Source organism: Hyphomonas oceanitis SCH89, assembly GCF_000685295.1.
GTDB classification, from domain to species: Bacteria; Pseudomonadota; Alphaproteobacteria; order Caulobacterales; family Hyphomonadaceae; genus Hyphomonas; species Hyphomonas oceanitis.
In genome coordinates this window covers 1-18,814 of the sequence record NZ_ARYL01000022.1, presented here as the reverse complement: position 1 = coordinate 18,814, position 18,814 = coordinate 1, and the positions used below count along the sequence as shown (strand labels likewise).

Here is an 18,814-nt window from a genome sequence, read left to right as displayed (position 1 = left end):
CTGTTTGAGGATTTGATCATGACAATGAGTATCAACACAGCGCTCGCCGAATATGCCCTCGATGCGCTTGAAGCAGCCGACATGGCCCTTGCGCATGCCGAAGGCCTGAAGATCGAGGCGCCGCATAGGGCCGCAGATGTCACGCCGGAATGGCTCGGCGAGCTCATCGGGGCAGGCGTGCCCGGGGCCAAACTGGAGCATGCCGAAATCATCGACGGGCATGACGGCATGACCGACCGGCGCCGCTGGAAACTGACATGGAACGATGCGGGGCTTGCTGCGGGCCTGCCGCCGTCGGTATTCGCCAAGGCAACGCCGCACGGCCCCTACCTGCGCGAAACGCTGGCCATGCTGCACATGGCCGAGAACGAGATGCGCTTCTATTCCCAGCTCCAGCCCGAAGTCTCCATGATCGCGCCGAAGGCCTTCCATGCGGAGTTCTACCCGGGTGGGCGGTTCCTTCTGATCATGGAGGACCTGGAGGCAAAGGGGCTGACTCCGTACTGGGCGCATCATGAGTGTTCGGTTGAGCATGCCGGGGCCGTCGTCGATGCGCTGGCGCACCTGCACGCGACGTATTGGAACTCAGACCGGTTCGCGGGCGATCTCGCCTGGTTGCGCCCGCGCCTGCAGAAGTTCGGGCGGAAATGGCATCGGAAATCGTACATAGAAGCGCGCAGGAAATATCCGGAAACAGAACTCGGCGCGGCGCAGCCTGAAGCCATTCGTAAGCTGCTGAAATACTGGAGCGAGAACGATGAGGCCGTCTATCGCTACTGGGCGACGCTGACGCCGACGGTTCTTCACGGCGACTCGCATCTTGGAAACACATACAGCGCGCCGGATGGTACAGCCGGCCTGTTTGACTGGCAGGTCATGTTCCGCGGGCACGGCCTGCGTGACCTTGCCTATTTTCTCAACTCGGCGATCCCGAATGAGATGCGCCAGTCTCACGGGCGAGGACTCTTTGACCGCTATGTCGCAGGGCTCGGTGCGGGAGGCGTTACGGTGGATCCGGAACAGGCGTGGCGCGACTATGGCCTGTTCATTCTCGAACAGTGGGATGCCCACATGAAGGGCTATGTCTTCGGCGGATACGGCCACATGCCGGAAAGCCGGCTGCGGTCCAGCCAGACGCTCGCGGGCGCGCTAATCGACCATGATGTTGCCGGCCTCATTTCCCAGATCGTCCGCAAAGGATCGCTCGATTGACACCTTCTATTTCGGCAGGACGTCGCTACGCCGCGCTTGGCCTACTGGGTCTTGTGTCAGTGCTGAACTATGTCGATCGGCAGGCGTTTTCAGTTGTCCAGGATGACATCAAGGCGGAGTTCGCGCTTTCCGACACGATGCTCAGCCTGCTGGCAGGACCCGGATTTGCGATTGTATTCGCATTGTCTGCACTGCCGATTGCGCGTTATGCCGATGGGTCGGATCGACCGCGTGTCATCGGGCTGAGTCTTGGCCTTTGGAGTCTGGCCACGGCAGCGTGCGGCCTGGTTGGCAACGCCTGGCAAATGCTGGCGGCGCGCATGACACTCGCCGTCGGTGAAAGTGGTGCCGGCCCGGCTGCATTCAGCCTTTTGACCGACATCTTCCCTGTGGAACAACGTACGCGCGTTATCGGCTTCATGCAGGCTGCAAGCGCGACAGGGCTTTCCCTCGGTGTCATACTGGCAGGCCTGTTGTCAGCCCGAATGGAATGGCGCCATGTGTTCATCACTCTGGGCTTGCCGGGCATCGCATTGGCTTTGGTCGTCTGGCTGTTTGTCGCTGAGCCAAGGCGCGCGCGCGAGGGGGTGGCGGGCGTTGCACCTGCCGTGTTCGTCCCTTTGTCGCAGGTCTTCAGGATTGTTGCGGAGCGTCCGACCCTTGGCTGGGTCGCGCTGATCTGCGTCTCCGTCCCGATCACCGGATTTGGCCTGTTGATGTGGGGCGCGTCATTCCTGCTCCGCGTGCATCATTTCGAGAAGGCGGACCTTCAATACCTCGGTTATGCGATCCTTGCCGGACTTGTAACGGGCAATCTTGTGGCAGGCTGGCTGGGTGACAAGTTCGGGACGCACGACCTGCGCTTCAATGCGCGGCTTGCAGGCTGGAGCCTGCTGACGGCCTTTCCGTTTACGCTGGCCTTTGTATTTCTGCCAGGTGCCGTGGGGGCACTTATCAGCTTTGTCCTGCTCAAGTTTCTGATGACACTCTGGATCGCGCCAGTCACGACCATGGCATTTGCCATCGTGCCGACGGGCATGAGGGCGACAGTCAGTGCGTTGATCAACCTGCTGATCATTCTGAGTGGTATCGGTTTTGGAACATTTCTGGCAGGCGCCTTGAGCGATGCTTATACCGGGGCGTTCGGAGAACAGTCCATACGGTATGCATTGGCAACGATCACGGTCGGCCTGCTGGTTGGCGCGTTCGGGGCTTTCATGGCTGCAAGAACGGTTGGTCGCGACGAAGCAGCACAAAAAGAAACCCTCCCAGCCATTGCGGGCTGAGAGGGTCAAGGTGTTCCAGTTGGAGGACCGGAGTATCAGGCCGTAACGAGATCCGCGACGGCAGGATTGTCGAGGCGGAACAGACGTGCAGCATTGCCGCCGAGGATCAGGCGCTTGTCCGTCTCTGAAATATCGACACCGGCGAAGAGGCCTTCGACGATATCTTTCGATTTCGGGAACGTGCCTTCGGCGTGGGGGTAATCAGATGCCCACATATAGTTCTCGACGCCAATCTCGTTGCGGTGGAGGATACAGGCGCGATCGTGCTGAAACGATACGAACACCTGGCGTTTGATGACCTCGCTCGGCATCATCGAGAGTTTCGGGCGTACGAACATGTGGTGGGCGACATAGACTTCGTCCATGCGCTCGGCGATGGCGGAGAGCCAGCTTGCCCCACTTTCGATGAAAGCGACCTTGGCTTTCGGGTTGCGATCGAGCACGCCGCCAGCCACGAGATACTGGCAGGAGTTGATGGCGTCGCCCATCTGGTTGGAATAGTTGATGACGGCCGCGCCCGGGCCGCGTTCATGAACGACGGTTTCAAGACCCGTGCCGGTGTGCAGGACAAAGACGATGCCAAGATTGCCGCCGAGGGCAAAGATCGGGTCCCAGGCCTCGTCATTGTATTTCGGAATGCCCGGGGGAGTGACGGCCGGCAGCATGGCGGCGGTGAAGCCGAGCTTGGCGAGGCGTTTGATTTCCTCAAGCGTATTGGAGAAGTCCTGAACGGGCAGGACGCCGCAACGCACGAACGTGTCGAGATTGCCGCTGAAGTAATTGTTATTCCAGTCATTGTAGACCTTGCACGAGGCCGCTTCGGCTTCGGCATCGTCGAGGCAGTAGAGCCACAGGCCGAGCGAAGGGAAGACGATCTCTGCATTGATGCCGTCCAGCTCCATGTCCAGCAAGCGTCCCGGGATTTCCCTCACGCCGCGGCGCTCGCGGTCACCGAGTTCCTTGTCGCCCTTGGCACCCACGCGCAGCCGGTAGATCGTCTTGTCCTTGGTTCCGGTGATCAGGTAGTCGCCCTCCTTGCGGGCATGGATGGCATGATCCTTCAGCGAGGCGGGAAGGCCGTCGAGGAATAGCGTGGGCGGTTCGACCACATGGGCGTCGGCACTGAAAACAAAGTTCTGCATGGAGTGTCTCCCGATTGCATTGCGTGTCATTTTGGACTTCTAATAGGTAACTAATAATTCAAAAATGCGAGTTATACAACTAGGTTATTGACCAAAATCGCCAAAATAGGTAACCAATTTGATCAGGAGTGCGCCATGCCTTACGAAACAGTCGAGTCGGGAGTTTCCCCACGCAGCCGCGTATCGGAGACGGCGCGACGGCTGGCCGACCTTTCACTCGCTGCGAATGAAGGCGACCATCTCGGCGCCGAAGTCGAACTGCTGGAGCGTCTCGGCGTCAGCCGCCCAACCCTGCGCCAGGCGGCCAAGATCGTGGAAAGTGACCGGCTGATTTCCGTTCGCAAGGGGCAGGGTGGCGGCTTCTTTGCGACACGGCCTTCGGCGGCCGACGTGATCCGCGCCCCCGCCAGATACCTGCGACTCAACGGTGCCACACTCATGGATGTGCATGTGGTCACGCGCCTGATCGCAACTGAGGCGGCGGCTCTTGCCGCTGCGTGCAAGGAGGACGGACTGCGAGAGGCGCTTCGCGCACACCGGGACGCGCTGGCCGCGATAACCGGAGCGGATGACACGCCGGAATCAACGATCCTACAGGAGACCCGTCTCGCGCGCCTCCTGTCCGAGATGAGCGGCAACCCCGCGATCGGCCTCTTCATGGAGATTGGCTACACGTTCGGCCGTGAAGAGCAGAGCATCCGGTTTTACCAGCAGGCGGAAGACCGGGAGCGCTCGCGCGTCCTCCAGGTTCAGCTTTGTGATGCGATTCTCGCAGGCGATCCCGAGATCGCCCGCCTGTTGATGGCGCGCCGCACCGCCATGATCGTCGAGTGGCTGACCAAAGAATCATAAGATGACCGAGGGAGGAATGGCCGATGGCCGAACAGGAATTTAAGGGCTTTGGTGGCATTACGCTTCGCGCTGAAGTCAGCGGCTCTCCCGACGACCCGGCCGTTCTCCTGCTTCATGGCGGTGGCCAGACACGGCAAGTCTGGGGCGATGTGGCAGCGTCGCTGGTTACGGCTGGTCGGCAGGTCATCAATCTCGACCTGCGTGGACACGGGACCAGTGAATGGCCGCCGGATGCCAGGTACGATCTCGACGCATTCGTTGAGGACCTGAAATGTGTGCTGGCACAATTGCCGTCGCGACCCGTTATTGTTGCGGCCTCTCTCGGTGGCTGGATAGCAGCTGCGGCGATTGGCGAGGATGGTGGGCATCTTGCTGCCGGACTGGTTCTCGTCGATGCGCCACCCGAAATAGACGCCGCCGCAGCGCACAAGGTCAGCGAATCCTTGCGCAAGTATGCCGAGCGTACAGACACGAAGAAAGATTGGGATCCGAAATTCCTGAAGGGCATGGATCTTGAGGCAGCGACGCGCCGGGTGTCCGCAGCAGCCGAAAACATCAAGCTGCCGGTCCTGTTCGTGCGGGGGGCGCTGAGCGAACTCACGCCAGCAGATGCTGCCGGGCGCTATGTGAAGAAGTTCGAGAATGCCGAGTTCGCGGAGATCAGAGAGGCTGGCCATATGGTTGCCTTCGACCGGTCTGACCTGTTCAACGCCACGCTGCTTGATTTCCTCGAGCGACGGGTGCCGCGCTTCATGCCCGATTACAGGTCAGGCTCGGATGCGCGTACCCTGCGCGATGCGCTCGGATGCTTTGCGACGGGTGTGACGATTGTGACGGCGATGAGCCCCAAGGGCGAGCCTGTCGGCCTCACCGCCAACTCGTTCACATCGGTGTCGCTCGACCCGCCCTTGCTCCTGGTCTGCATCGCCAAGACATCCGGCAGCCTGAAAGTGATCGAGGAAGCCGAGCATTTCGGGGTGAACGTGCTTCACATCGGTCAGCAGCCTGTGTCGAATGCATTCGCGCGGCCGGGTGAGGACCGCTTCGCCAAGACGCCTTGGCAGCGCGGCCAGAAGAATGTTCCGCTGATCGGGGGGGCGCTGGTGAATTTTGAGTGTTCGCGACATGCCCTGCACGACGGCGGTGATCACGTCATCCTTGTCGGAAAAGTGGAGCGCGCGAAATACGAACCGCGTCGCGACCCGTTGCTCTATTTCAAAGGCAAGTACCGTCGCCTTCACTTTGCCTGAGTATCAGGTTGCCATTTGTTTTCCACAGACAGGTCTGGACACTGGCGAAAGAAGCGCATTATAACCTAGTTATATATCTGGTGCATAGCGCCAGAGGAACAGGAGGACTGTTTTGGTCTGGGTCAATCAGGACAAATGCGCCATCGCTGGCGTCGGCGCGACGGACTATTACATCCGGGGCAAAAGCTATCCGCGAACCATCAATGAAATGGTCGGCGAAGCCATCCTCAAGGCGTGCGACGATGCGGGGATCAACGTCAAGCAGATTGACGGGTTTGCATATTATTCGGGCGCGCAGATGGGCTATGGCGACAAGGTCGACACGGCCTCGCTCATGGAAATGCTGGGAATCGAAGAGGTCGGCTTTACAGCTGCGCTAACGAGCGGCGGCGGCGGCGCGGCCGGTGCGGTCGGGCTGGCGACGGCGGCCATCCAGAACGAGGACGCGAACTATGTCGTCACGGTCATGGCACTCCAGCAGTATCGCCAGCGGCTCGGAACAGTATTCGGCGCGTCTGCGCCCAGCCCTGAAAATTCATTTTTGCAACCATCAGGCCTGGTCGGCCCGGGCCACCTGATGAGCGTTTTGGCTCGGCGTCACATGCATCTCTATGGAACACGCCGCGAAGCATTTGCTGAAGTGGTCATCAGCCAGCGCCTCAATGCGATGAACCGGCCGCAGGCCATTCGAAGGAACGAGCTGACGCTCGACGAATATTTCGCCAGTCCAATGCTGGCCGACCCGTTGTGCCGGCTCGACTTCTGTCTCGAAACCGATGGTGCTGTGGCGTGGATCACGACCTCGACCGAGCGTGCCAGAGACCTGAAACAAAAGCCGGTTCTAATACACGCTGCTGCCCATGGCGGCACACGCAACTGGGGCAGGGCGTTTGCCTGGATGGGCATGCCGGATCCGGACTTCGGATCGTCGGGGCACAAGCCGATTGGCGATCGCTTGTGGCAACAATCCGGCTTGGCGCCGTCGGATATCGACGTGGCGCTTATCTACGACCATTTCAGCGCCATGGTCGTTATGCAGCTTGAGGATTATGGCTTCTGCAAGAAGGGCGAAGGCGGGGAGTACGTAGAGAGCGGGGCCATACGGTACAAGGGCGGTTCGACCCCTGTGAACACGCACGGTGGCCAGTTGTCGGAAGCGTATATCATAGGTGCAACACATACACGCGAAGCCGTTGAGCAGCTGCGCGGCGTTGCCATCAACCAAGTGAAAGACGCAGAATTTGCGCTCGTCACCGGCGGGCCAGCCTCACTGCCTGTGTCGGGCTGTATTCTTCGGAGGGATTCGTGATGTCGGGAATCAAGTATGGCGTGGCGCAGGCCGTTCCGGGCGATCATATCCAGATAACGACAGACACCTGGACCGAGCCGTATTGGCAGGCGGCCAAGGAAGAGCGCCTGACCGCATGCCAATGCGGGAAGTGCGGACATTTCCGCATGCCACCCACCGCGTTCTGTCCGGGATGCCAGAGCCAGGATGTGAAGTGGCCGACACTGCCGGGAACAGCCACAGTCTTCAGTTTTGCGATCTGCACGCGTTCCCCGTTCCCGGATGTGCCGGACTTCGTCTATGTCCCGATCGTCGTGGACCTCGATGGGGCACCTGGGGCGAGGCTCGTTTCAAATCTTGTCGGCATGCCAGCCGAAGACGTCACGATCGGCATGAAAGTGGCAGTCGAGTGGAACGATATCCAGGACGGCTGGAAACTGCCGATCTTTCACAAGGCCTGATACGATGAAACTACACGATGCACTCGCCCCCTATCTCGGTGTCCACGCCTATGGTCTTGGCGACCTGCTGCATGAGCAGGCGCGTAGCCGTCCGAAAATGCCGTCCGTTATCGATGGTGATCACAGGTTCACCTATGCGCAGCTCGATGAACGTGTGAACCGGTTGGCCGCCGTATTGCGTGCGCGCGGCGTGGAACGGGGCGATCGTATTCTTTGGCTCGGGCAGAACAGTTTCCGGGTGCTGGAGACGTTGCTCGCGTGTGCGCGTGTCGGCGCAATTCTGTGCCCTGCGAACTGGCGCTGGTCACCGGATGAGATCGCGTTCGCGCTGGATGATTTCGACCCCAAAGTGGTTTTCTGGCAGGAAGCGGAAATCGGTGAGATCAACCGCGGTGCACGCAAGGCGTGGCGCCCGGATTCCAACTGGATATGTCACGATGGCTGCGCGGATGGCGACAATTATGAGGGCCTGATCGCGTCAGTTGACCCTGAGACAGATTTTGCGCCTGTGGAACCGTCGACACCGCTGCTGGCGATCTATACGGCAGGATTCAGCGGTCGACCGGGAGCGGCCTTGCTCAGTCATGAGTCCCTGTTGATCGTTGCGTGGCTCAGTCAGGTTGCGCAGGGCGTCACGGAAAAATCCGGCTACCTCGTTTCGGGCCCGATGTTCCATCTTGGCGTGCTGATGGGCACGCTGGCGACGTTCATGGCAGGCGGACGAAATGCTTTCGTTTCGCGCGTCGATGCGCAGCAGTTGCTTGAAATGATCTCTGCCGAGAAACTGACGCATGCGTTCATCGCCGCGCCGACGATTGCGCAGATGCGGGAACTGAACGCCGACGGCAAGTACGACACGTCCAGCCTGTTTGCGGATCCGGGCATGTCGGACTATCGCATGCCCATGGTAATGCCTGCCGCGTCGCCGATGATGCAGGCGCCAGGCGGCTACGGTCAGACGGAGATTGGCGGCCTCACCATTGCAACCTGGATGGGGGGCGTGGCGGCCGGACGTCCATCGCCGTTCCTTCAGGTCAAGGTCGCCGGAGAAGACGGAATCGAGCTACCTGTCGGTGAAGCCGGAGAGATCCATGCCCGCGGCCCGCTGGTCATGTGCGGCTACTGGAACCGACCTGAAGAGAATGCCCGCCGCGTTGTTGATGGCTGGCACCGCACCAATGACCTCGGCAAACGCCTGGAGGATGGATCGCTCGTCTTCGTTGGCCCGAAAACCACGATGATCAAGTCGGGGGTCGAGAACATCTATCCGGCCGAAGTGGAGGCGTGTCTGCGCCAGCACGAGGGTGTCGCAGACGTCTGTGTCATCGGTGTTCCCGATCCAACATGGGACCAGAACGTCAAGGCAGTGGTTGTTCGCAAACCGGGCGCCAGTGTCGACCCTGAACAACTGATCGAACATTGCCGGGCCCAGCTCGCATCCTACAAGAAGCCGAAGATCGTTGAGTTCGCCGAATCCCTGCCGCGCAGTGCGGTGGGGTTTGTCGACCGGGAAGCCGTCGACAAGTTGTTCGGTGGCGGAGGATATCCAAGCGTCGGTTAGCCGGCCAGTCAGGGAGGAGACGACCAAAAATGGCGTCAAATGCAATTATCTATCCGGATGTGCTCGATCCGATCGAGTCAGCCAGCCGTGAATACCTTGATCGCCACCAGGAAGCCTCGCTTGCCGTGATGTGCGAATACGCGGTCGCGAATGCACCGCTGATCAGGAAGGTATGGGCGGACGCAGGCGTGAAGCCGGGCGACATAAAATCCGTGGCAGACTTTCGCGAGAAGGCGCCTTTCCTGACCAAGGACGATATCCGCGCTTACCGCGATGCGCACAATGATCCCACGGGCGGGATGAGTGTTGACAGCCCGGGACAAACTGTTTCGGTTGGCACGACATCCGGTACGACGGGCGACCCCACGCCGGTGCCGAACTGGCGCCGTACGCCAGCTGAGGAGACCTATGCGCGCGACCATTGGCACATTGGCGTCCGGCCCGGTGACCATGTCTGCCACATGCTGTTCACGTTCCGGGGTGGGCACCGGCGCCGCAGCTTGAGTGAACTCGGCATTGCCGAAATATGCTTCAGCATCTCACCCTTCGAAATTCCGCGGATCGTGGACGCGTCAAAACGCTTCCGTCCGACGTCGATGAGCATCTTCCCGAATCCGCTGATCAATGCGTTCGAGCAGTATTTCGAGAAGACAGGTGAAGACCCTGTCGACGTTTTCAAGTCGTACAAGGGCGCGATCTTCGGCGGCGAACCGCTGGGCGACCGCCAGAAGGCGCTAACCAGGTCCTGGGGACTTGAATTGTTTGAGACGACCAGCCTGGGTGATGTCGCGGGAGCATGTGAGTGCCGGGAGCACAATGGCTTTCACGCCTATGAAGATATCGCTTTTATTGAAGCTGTTGATCCGATCACGGCGGAGCCGGTTGCCGATGGCGATATCGGTGAACTCGTTGTGACAAGCTTGGTGGATCGCCTCAGCCCGCTCGTGCGCTATCGTACGGGAGACCTTGTGTCGATTGACCGTTCGCCTTGCGGATGCGGGCGCACCCATGCGCGGTTCAAGCTGCTCGGCAGGGCGACAGATCAGATTTTGGTCAAGGGCCGCAGTATCCTGCCGCGCGAGATCATGGGTCTGGTCGAGAAACATGACGAGACGCGCGCCAACCTGTTCCAGATTATTCGTGCTGACCGGGAGATGGACGAACTCAAACTGCGCATCGGGTACGATGTAACTCGACTCAAGGATTCTGAGGACGCCCTCAAACTACGCCTGTACGAGCGGATATCCGTCGCGATCGAGGTGCCACTCGTGCTGGAACTGGTCGACGAGCAGGAACTCCTGAAGCTCGGACCGCCTCACAAGATTCCAAGGGTGACAAAGACATGACGACATCTCATCCAGACCAGATTGGTTGTTATACCGTACACGGAAAGACGCAGTTCTATTCCGTCAAACGCACCGAGCTTGACCGTGCCGGCGTTCAGATGGCACGCACGCTCCGCAGTTTTGCGTTCAAGCCTGGTGCATATGTCCTGACGGTGTCGGTTGTACAGGAAGTGGTTCAGTTCGCACCTTTTGAGTTCGCGCTGCAATTGCTGGGACTCTATGGCACAAATGCCGATCTCAGCCCGTTCGATGCAGGACGTGTGGAATCGCTCGCGCGCCAGTTTGATCCGGTCGCTATCTGCGGCGTCGGGAACGAAGTGCTGGAGGGGCTCAAAATGATGGGCCATGACGCAGCAGCTGTGTTCAAAGGCCGCACGGTCTGGGCGCGGCCAGATGCCTATGATGCCGTAAGGGCAATGCCGGGCGTGGCGGCACGACGAGTCGTCCTTATTGGACCTGCGCTCGCGCTGGAATGCGCCAAGGGGGGGCTGCATATCGACGGTCGTGAATGGGAGGTGGTGGTGGACAATGAGGAGCTGGTTCTTTCATCGCGCCAGCACCGGATCGATCCTGTCAGTGGTTTGAAAACCGGATTTTCAGGTCGCCTGACCGATATGCCCTGCGCGTGCGGAAGCCCGGATCCGCACATCAGCCTCGACGGAGCCATCTGAGATCCGGAAAGCGCGTTCTACCCAACATCTGGTCTCAAAGATCCTGAACGCCGACATTGGCGAGCCGCGCTTCGAAAAGCAGATAATCGCGACGCGCTGCAGGTCGCCGCTAGAAGCCATCGGCGCCGGAGTCCATCCTGCCCGCTGCGCTGACACTGCCTTACCATGCAGAGATCGCAGCATGACAGCCTCCACGAGGCTCGCAGCATTATCGAAGCCCGGCGGATCGATTAAAATGCCGTCCGCTCACACACATCCCTCGGCGGCCTCGCTGCGGCGACGTTCGGTGATAATGTCAGGCGGGCCCGGCCCGCTTCGCCTGAGCTACGCAAGAGCTCCGATCAGCGGGCTTTGACCACCACCACCTAACCAAAAAAAGGTGAATGGAGTCTCCAAATAAGCGGCCTGGATCAGGGGCTGGGTCCGACGTGCCGGCTCGCTCAAGTGGGTGCACGATTAGCAACAAGATTCACGGGCTTACGGCAGGCCTTTGAGCAGATCACTTCGAGCCTGCAGCTTTTCCAGCAAATCCTGGCCCGCATCGTAACCAAAGGCGCTTTCACTAAGCGAAGTCAGCTTCATCGTAGCGCGATCAAACATGATATCCCTAGGGTACTTTCCCGAACCAAGACCTGTCACTTCAGCACCCGTGCTCAAGTCAAATACCCTGGGCCGGTCTCCACCTGATGACCTGATCGTGACAAAGCGCTGTTCGGCGACGTCGGTTATGGCTGTGTACCCAAGAACTTTCGCAAGTCCAGGGGAGCTAATGGATTTACCCGTAAGAGCAGATGGAGCTTGTCCCTCGCTGTTTCCAATTTCCGGGTCGAGGAAACTCACCTGTCCATCATACTGAACAACAAACAGCTCGTCGCCATTACCGGTTTCCGCGACCCCAACGCTTCGGCTGCGGATGGGCAATCTGACGGATCGCTTTTTGAGAGTAAGTGGGTCGACCAAATCAATATTGCACCCACATGTTTGGTCTGCCTCGATCCTGGAGATGCTGTCGCCAAATATGGCAATACGGTTCTGCTGGCGGAGCGCCGCCAAGCGGATTGGAAATTCATACTCGAGGGTGTCAATCTCAACGCCTCGCTCATCCATAATGCGAACGGCGTATACTTCTGTCTCATCAGCGAGAAGCAATATTCCATTTACAAACCAGCGACCTGACAGGAAGACCGCGCCGAGAGGCTCGAACCTGTTGGCTGGGTCCTGAAAGTCGGCAATGTTGTGCACTTGAGTCTCGTCTTTTGCGAAAGACAGGAGTGCCGTGCCACTCCAACCGTTGTCATCGTAACAGGAGACCATGGCGCTGCGGGCATTGCTGGCGAAGTCACTTTCGAGTGAAACGATCATTCTTTCAGACTGTTCCGCAACGGCGCGTGTAGCGTTTGGTTCGTGTTCTGAGGTCGACTGGGACCGACACTGCCGACTAAGATAGATATCTTCTGTCGGCTCGAAATTCTGCTGAGGGTCGAACTCCAAACGGTGTACGCGGGCCAGATCATCATTGGTCGGTTCCCAAAACAATAATCGCGTGTCGGTAAGATGAAATTTGCGAAGCTGACAGGGAACATCGTGGCTGCGTTCGCTCCGTAACGTTGCTCCGCCAAGGCCCATCTTCAAACGCGTGAATACGCAAACGTCTGAACCCAATCCCCGTCCCAGCCTCCATCCCTGTGTTTCTGACCTCCGAAAGAGGGTGCCACGATCAAGCGATGAAAAATAGGATTCCGAGTCGGTTCCTTCGACGTATTGGTGCAAGAAAGCGCCGCTGAGTGGCTCATTCGAGGGCGTGTAGACATCCCAGACAATCCTGTCCTCTTCAATGAATTTCTTGACGATCACATCGACCTGGCTTTGCATCGTTGCGGCGGAGTGCCAGACGGGAATATCCCCGCCAGACCGCATGGCGCTGAAAGAGATTGTTGGTCTCAGAGTTGCCATGGGGGAAAAGTTGGTGCGCGATTGTGTGCCAGGCGTTTTCGACAGGTTCGATACATCATAAAGTTCAATACGCCGAGATTCCCTGCTGGTAACGGAGATCCAGTTGCCAGATGGCGATGGAATAAGCTGATCGGAACGGGCAATCCTGAACTCTGGTTCCAGCCTGAACGGTACAAATTCCTTTGAATCCAAATTGGAGAAACTGGTATCTGTATCTCCGCGAATAAGAATGATCGGACTGTCTCCGACAAGGCTTATCTCAGGCGCTGAAAGGCGTCTGTTCGCGCCTGCCTTCAAGCTGTTTGGTGTTTCCCGTTTGACTGCCTCCCACACGAGCGTGAGTGCCGAAGACTTTTCGTCAGGTTGAACGTTCGCCAAATTGTTCGCAGACCAAATCAAGGTGCTCCCATCAGGCAGATTCAGCAAGCCCGCGTCCAGTATATCGCCTGCACCAATGACGTCTGAAACATCTTTGTAGCGCGCCAATATCGTTCCAGTTTTCAGATCGATCTTGATCAGGTCAAAGGCGGAAGTTGAGTTGCAGGGCAATGCGCATGGTTCTGTAGCAAGAGCCCAGGCCTCGTAAGCGCTATCACGAAAAACTGCAACGCCGCGATTACCATAGCGCGACATCGGAAAGTCTGGTCCGTCATAGTAGCCGCTTCCCGGACTCTGGCTACGTAGCATGACATCCGGACGATCGAACACGAAAACGCGCGCAAGCGTTTCGAGATTGAGTATTTCCACTTTATGGTCACTATCCGGAATATCGCGCGCGATATGCAATAGGTCTCGAGATACTGTGAGTGCAGCGGGATCGTCAGCCTGGATCACCTGCTGGCGCGATCCGTCTGCGGATATCCAATTCAAGCTTACGCGGTCTGAAGTTTCGTCGTCGCCCGCGACTGCTTCGGCAGCAAGCACACGCCCATCCCGCACGCCATAAATGCATTCAGCCTCCTTGCAGTTAAGCCGAACGACGCGCGGCCATTCCGGGCCGGTCAAGACCATGTAATTGTCGTATCCAAGCACGAAGTGGCCGTCGTCAAGATGTATCCGGAGAGGGTTATTCGAGCGGATCGCATCTTGATCGAAGTTGAAGCCGAACCCCTCAGATGCTGGAGGTTGACCGGCCGTGCCCACATCGGCTTCCTGCGCAGGTACATTTACCGAGAAGACTGGCGTCAAGGCAGGCACAGTGTATAATTTCAAGGCTGAGCCATGATTGGGTCCGGTGCTATTGGAGAAAACGATCAGGAATTTACCAGAGGGCGTGACCAGGTATTCTCTTTTGCTGGAAGTCCACAACGGGTCGGCTTTGTCGTTGAGTATAATTCGTGTGCGGCTGAGTTCCGATCCAAATTTGCCCGTTGACAGGTAGTTATCCGTTGCGCGTGTCCGAAGCTGAACAATTCGAGCGTCATCCCTGTCCTCGTCTTTGGCAATTTCAACCATGAATTTGCCCCCAGGAACGATTTCCGCCCATTGCGTGTTCGAACCGGAAGTCAACTTCACATCGGGAAGGGCTGGATTGTTGAGGACTTCGTTGGCGATTTTCTGGACGCTCTGAGTTTCGGCGTCTATGCGGTATTGCTGAGCCGGGTTGTCCGTCGCCTGCAATAGCGACATGGCTGCGTGTGCTCGCTCAAGTGCTGCGTGCGGGCTGGACTCCATGATAGCCTTCGCCTCCAATGACAGGCGTCGCGCTTCCCCTGCTCGCTCCAGATCGCGGACAGGAGCGACATCGTCGTCAAGAAGGTCAGAAATTTCGGTCGATAGGGCGGCCATAGCGGAGACCGTCATCGCATGATTGGAGGACTCCGCCGCGCTCGATGTGCGAACCTTCAGGTCTGAGCAGCAAGTGTGTATCGCAAGGATCGTATCGTGCCGGGGCGAAAAGATGGGTGCGCCGGAGCTTCCTGGCTGGGTTTCGCATGTATGCCTGAATACAGATGCGTTCAGCATGACGCCGCCCGATCGAGAAGGCTGAGGCCGACAATAGCGTCGCGTTAATAGCTGGATGCCTCCTGCCGGGTGATGAACCAGTTGCATATCCAGCCCCACGCTCGGATCGATGCGGGCCAGCTTTGCGACCGGAAATGCCTGTTCTACGTCTTCTGTGTATCCATCCTTTATTTTCAGAAGTGCAAAATCCGTCATGTCTAGGCATCCGCCACAGATTTCGAGGTCATCGTCTCCATCGGTGTGTCTCGACGTCATTCCAAGTTCTGAGCAGGCTCCTCCCGTAACCGTCTCCATGCGCGAACCTTTTCGAAAGGGTACAGCGTAGAATATGCGAGATAAGTCAGCTGCGTCCGGCACTTCAATCAACAGGGTGTTGCGGCGATCGCTATCCTGATCATACTTGTCATCCTCCTCAAGGTAGCCAAGCTCAAGCTCGATATGCTCAATATCGCTCCGCAGGACACCGGTCTCTGGATCGACCAGGCAATGCGCCGCGGTGAGGACATATTCTCTGGAAACGATCGTTCCGGTGCAAGGGTAGGTTTCCGTGTTTGTGGTCAAGTCGAGGCGACCGACGCTACGAGCGAGGCGCCGGGCGGGTGTCGAGACATCTATTCCATCGACGCGTTCGTAGTTGTTGCTCGTGCCTGTATATCGATTGAGACGTTCAAGATCGGAATAACGTGCTTTCTGAGTTTCCGTGAGTGCCTTTCGCCGGCTGGAGCAATCGTCGGCGTTTGCGCAGGGCGACTTCCGGTCAAAGGACAGTGTCACAAGACGATCATAGGCAACCGGCTCGGGTCCATCACTCTCCATGCTGTCATCATGACGTCCGTTCCCGGACATATCCCTGCCTGAGAGAGCCGCGAACAGAGCGCCAACCACAAAAGCGATTGTGATCGTGAAGACGACTAGAGTTCGCACGCTCTGCTCCCAGTCCTAGCCGGCGTCCTGTCGAAAAGGGACCGGAACGCGCCGACCCCACCGCCGACGGACGCCAAACTAAATGATTAACGAAATGTTGCCAAGCGGAGATACTTGAAATACGTTTCTATCTCAGCAGGATAATTCAACACGGCGGGGTAGCAGCGTGACGACCATTATGTTGAAGGCGGCTGTGGGTGCTATTCTGCTTTTATTCGTCTGCGCGTGCAATGCGGAACAACAAGCTGCGGATCCCACGGAGGTCCGATCGGACGCTGATGAAATTCAGATGTTGGAGCACGACATCACGACCGCCGAAGAGGGGTCCGGTACGACTGAGCTTGCGACAACGAACCTGCACTCACCTCAGACGCTTTCGACGGAAGCGTTTGAACTTGCAGACGACGGATCGGACGAAAGTGTGCGTGTGGGGGATCTGAAGGAGCCGCAGGTATCACTCAACCAGCTCAAGTCAGCAGGTTTGATCGACGCAAACCTGGACTGCGATGGAGCAGACTCAATATTCGCCGAGTGCAACCATCCCATGATGCACGGTATTGGGTTGGATAGTCGGATCCGCGACACGGTCGATGCGCTTCAGCCCGATGGTAGTGAAGGTGAGGTGTTTAATGGTATGCCTGCACTATCGCTTGCGGAATGGCCGCATACTGTCGTTCTGGTCTCATCATCTCGAAAGCGGCGACCAATCTGTACTGGCAACTTAGTCGGGCCTGCTGCTGTTCTGACGGCGCGCCATTGCGTCGGAAGCGGGAATGCAGTTGATATCAACAGTTACGTGATTTTTGGAAAATCCTTTCGAAAGGGTGAGTTTTCCCGCGTGCGCAGGGTCGCAGATATTGCGTATCCGCTGAACGCCACATCTGGCCTGGATCTTGCGCTCCTTCGGCTCTCGGAGCCCGTCGATGTCGAACCCGTCCGACTGGCGTCCGACGCTGATCTTGATGATGCTCGGGCTGGCCGCGTGGTTGGCTTCGGGTATCGAAGAGAATTTGACAGCGGCAATCCGGTGCTGAAATTTGGGGACAAGATGTTCACAGATGTGGTGATCGCATCGCGGGACTGCCGCGGGTTTTTTCCCGCAGACGGCCAATCCATACCCGATGCCACCCAGTATGGATGTCATCCGGGAATGCATATCGTCGCTGGCGCTGTGAAACCCGTCGCATCCTACGATTCCGACACATGTGACGGGGACAGCGGGGGTCCGCTATTTGTCCCGGTGGCTGGTACACACTACACGGTTGAGGGTTACTTTGGGGCAGTCGCCTATGACAGTGCCGACTTTCGGTTGGCTGGGGTGACCAGTTCGGCAGTCGAGACCCCGAATGTTCCGGCCGGCTCGCTGGGCTGCGGAAACGGCGGAAAGTATGTGCGCCTCTCTTCGGACATCAGGGAATCCATAGCCGATATCCAGCGGGGTTGGCTGCAGGACTAGAGGGGGACAAACTGTCAGAAACATGGTGATTTTTTCCAGACCACTGATATTGACTGGGTCCGCGGTAGTTGGCTTTTCCGTGGGATTCCTGCTGTTATCCGAATTCAAATCCGATGCACGACGGCTTGTTGGCGGCGGTGTCGAGAGCGTGTTGGCCATCGTAGCGACGTCGGAGCGGACCGAGGTCAAAGCGGACAATCTGGATCAGAAATCACTGTTTCATCCCGGGTGCTTTGGCAACGTCGACCTCAACTGCCCGGCCGGGTTCGGCAGCATCGTGGCAACGCCGCCTGAAAATGCAATTCCGACATTGGAAAAGGCCGCCGACTTCAATTCGACGTCACGTTTCGTAGAATGGGGTGAGAATGTCGTGAGGATCGATATCCTGTCCCAGTCGACGACGACGATCGTCGGAGAAAATCGGAAATCGCAAGATTCGAGACGGCTCAGCGTGTGTACGGGCCTGCGCATTTCAGATGACTATATCGTGAGTGCGGGTCATTGCTTTGCAGGCGCCTCGCTTGACGACCGTGGCGATGACCTTTCGCACGAGATTGGCGTCATATTCGGATACATGAATCACATGACCACGGCTGAGTGGCGTCCAGCGGAACTTTGCGGCTCGGCGTATGACTCTGGTATCGATCTCGCACTCCTCTCAGTGACCAGCTGTTCTGCTGACCGTGTAACTGGCATTTCGGCAGTATCTGATGCTGTCGAAGGACAGGAACTGCTTATCCTTCATCATCCAAACGGTTATCCGCTGCGTCTGTCGAGGATAAATTGCCGGTTGCTGTCGTCGGGTTTGGACCAGCTACCTGCCTATTTTCTCCATTCATGCGGGACTTTGGGCGGAAGCTCTGGGGCGCCAATTTTCGACGAATACACAGGTAACCTTATAGCATTTCATGTTGGCACCGATTCAAGCGTCGACCAACCGGTACAGCCTGCAGTCTCGGCGTCGTTGGGGCTGGGAGCGCTCGGAATAAATGTCAGTCCGGTGGATTGAACTGAACAATGTGCACGAAGGACATTCATATGCGGACTGTATTTACCGGGGTACTCGCGAGCAGCTTGCTGCTGTCAGGCTGCGGAACGCTTCGGCAGGCAGGCGCCGACGGCGAAGGTGTCCTGGGAGGGCCAAATGCAGACCTTCGCATCATACTGGACGATTGCGGCAATCAACGAGCAATCGATAGCGCAATCGCACTGAAATTTGGTGCCGGGCTGCTCAAGACAGTCGGCAAGACATCCTGCTCTGCCTCCCGCAAAGTGGTCCGTTATTTGAGTTAGTGCCGGCTCCGATTATGGAGTTGAGACATGGGCAAGAAAGCCAAGCCTGAAGAGATTATTGCGAAACTGCGGGAGGTGGAGGTTCGCCTCGCACGCGGTGAGACAGCTGCTTCGGCGGCGCGGGCCGTCGGTGTGACCGAACAGACCTACTACC

General features: G+C 58.0%; 13 protein-coding genes and 1 pseudogene. 12 read left to right on the top strand and 2 right to left on the bottom strand.

Going from position 1 to position 18,814, the window contains the following annotated elements; genetic code table 11:
- Positions 1–18: 18 nt before the first annotated feature.
- Together HOC_RS13805 and HOC_RS13800 are read left to right on the top strand one after the other, a co-directional pair.
- The gene (locus HOC_RS13805) at positions 19–1,212 is read left to right on the top strand and encodes a phosphotransferase (RefSeq protein WP_051624898.1); all 1,194 of its coding nucleotides are present in this window, start codon (positions 19–21) and stop codon (positions 1,210–1,212) included.
- Positions 1,209–2,498: an MFS transporter gene (locus tag HOC_RS13800; RefSeq protein ID WP_162174858.1), complete on the top strand. Its 1,290-nt coding sequence runs from the start codon at positions 1,209–1,211 to the stop codon at positions 2,496–2,498. The genes HOC_RS13805 and HOC_RS13800 overlap by 4 nt, the downstream gene beginning before the upstream one ends.
- A 35-nt stretch (positions 2,499–2,533) precedes the next feature.
- On the opposite strand, the gene HOC_RS13795 is transcribed toward HOC_RS13800, so the two are convergent.
- Positions 2,534–3,640, bottom strand: coding sequence for an amidohydrolase family protein (locus HOC_RS13795; protein ID WP_035539563.1), 1,107 nt, complete (start codon positions 3,638–3,640; stop codon positions 2,534–2,536).
- 135 nt (positions 3,641–3,775) lie between these two features.
- Here HOC_RS13795 and HOC_RS21355 point away from each other — a divergent pair, with 135 nt between their 5' ends.
- The 7 genes from HOC_RS21355 to HOC_RS21350 all read left to right on the top strand — a co-directional run bounded on the left by HOC_RS21355 (position 3,776) and on the right by HOC_RS21350 (position 11,069).
- A complete protein-coding gene (locus tag HOC_RS21355) occupies positions 3,776–4,492 on the top strand; it encodes a FadR/GntR family transcriptional regulator (RefSeq protein ID WP_051624897.1) in 717 nt (238 codons plus the stop codon).
- Between the two features lie 23 nt (positions 4,493–4,515).
- Complete coding sequence (locus HOC_RS13785; RefSeq protein ID WP_035539562.1) at positions 4,516–5,742, top strand: alpha/beta fold hydrolase; 1,227 nt, start codon at positions 4,516–4,518, stop codon at positions 5,740–5,742.
- Between the two features lie 112 nt (positions 5,743–5,854).
- A complete protein-coding gene (locus HOC_RS13780; protein WP_035539561.1) occupies positions 5,855–7,051 on the top strand; it encodes a thiolase C-terminal domain-containing protein in 1,197 nt (398 codons plus the stop codon).
- Positions 7,051–7,491, top strand: a complete 441-nt coding sequence (locus tag HOC_RS13775) for a Zn-ribbon domain-containing OB-fold protein (RefSeq protein ID WP_035539560.1) — start codon at positions 7,051–7,053, stop codon at positions 7,489–7,491. Before HOC_RS13780 ends, HOC_RS13775 begins: the two co-directional genes overlap by 1 nt.
- Before the next feature lie 4 nt (positions 7,492–7,495).
- Complete coding sequence (locus HOC_RS13770) at positions 7,496–9,052, top strand: AMP-binding protein (RefSeq protein WP_051624896.1); 1,557 nt, start codon at positions 7,496–7,498, stop codon at positions 9,050–9,052.
- 29 nt (positions 9,053–9,081) lie between these two features.
- On the top strand, positions 9,082–10,398 hold the full coding sequence (locus tag HOC_RS13765; protein WP_051624895.1) for a phenylacetate--CoA ligase family protein: 1,317 nt from the start codon (positions 9,082–9,084) through the stop codon (positions 10,396–10,398).
- Positions 10,395–11,069, top strand: coding sequence for a hypothetical protein (locus HOC_RS21350; protein ID WP_051624894.1), 675 nt, complete (start codon positions 10,395–10,397; stop codon positions 11,067–11,069). The genes HOC_RS13765 and HOC_RS21350 overlap by 4 nt, the downstream gene beginning before the upstream one ends.
- 477 nt (positions 11,070–11,546) lie before the next feature.
- Here HOC_RS21350 and HOC_RS13755 read toward each other — a convergent pair whose 3' ends face one another.
- Positions 11,547–15,803, bottom strand: a complete 4,257-nt coding sequence (locus HOC_RS13755) for a trypsin-like serine peptidase (RefSeq protein ID WP_162174857.1) — start codon at positions 15,801–15,803, stop codon at positions 11,547–11,549.
- A gap of 274 nt (positions 15,804–16,077) precedes the next feature.
- On the opposite strand from HOC_RS13755, the gene HOC_RS13750 reads away from it, so the two are divergent.
- From HOC_RS13750 to HOC_RS22715, 3 genes and pseudogenes are all read left to right on the top strand, one after another.
- Positions 16,078–17,367: a S1 family peptidase gene (locus tag HOC_RS13750; RefSeq protein ID WP_156950492.1), complete on the top strand. Its 1,290-nt coding sequence runs from the start codon at positions 16,078–16,080 to the stop codon at positions 17,365–17,367.
- A 22-nt stretch (positions 17,368–17,389) separates the two neighbouring features.
- Positions 17,390–18,376, top strand: coding sequence for a trypsin-like serine peptidase (locus tag HOC_RS13745; protein WP_035539557.1), 987 nt, complete (start codon positions 17,390–17,392; stop codon positions 18,374–18,376).
- A gap of 311 nt (positions 18,377–18,687) precedes the next feature.
- Positions 18,688–18,814, top strand: a pseudogene (locus HOC_RS22715) (IS3 family transposase); the annotation flags it as partial.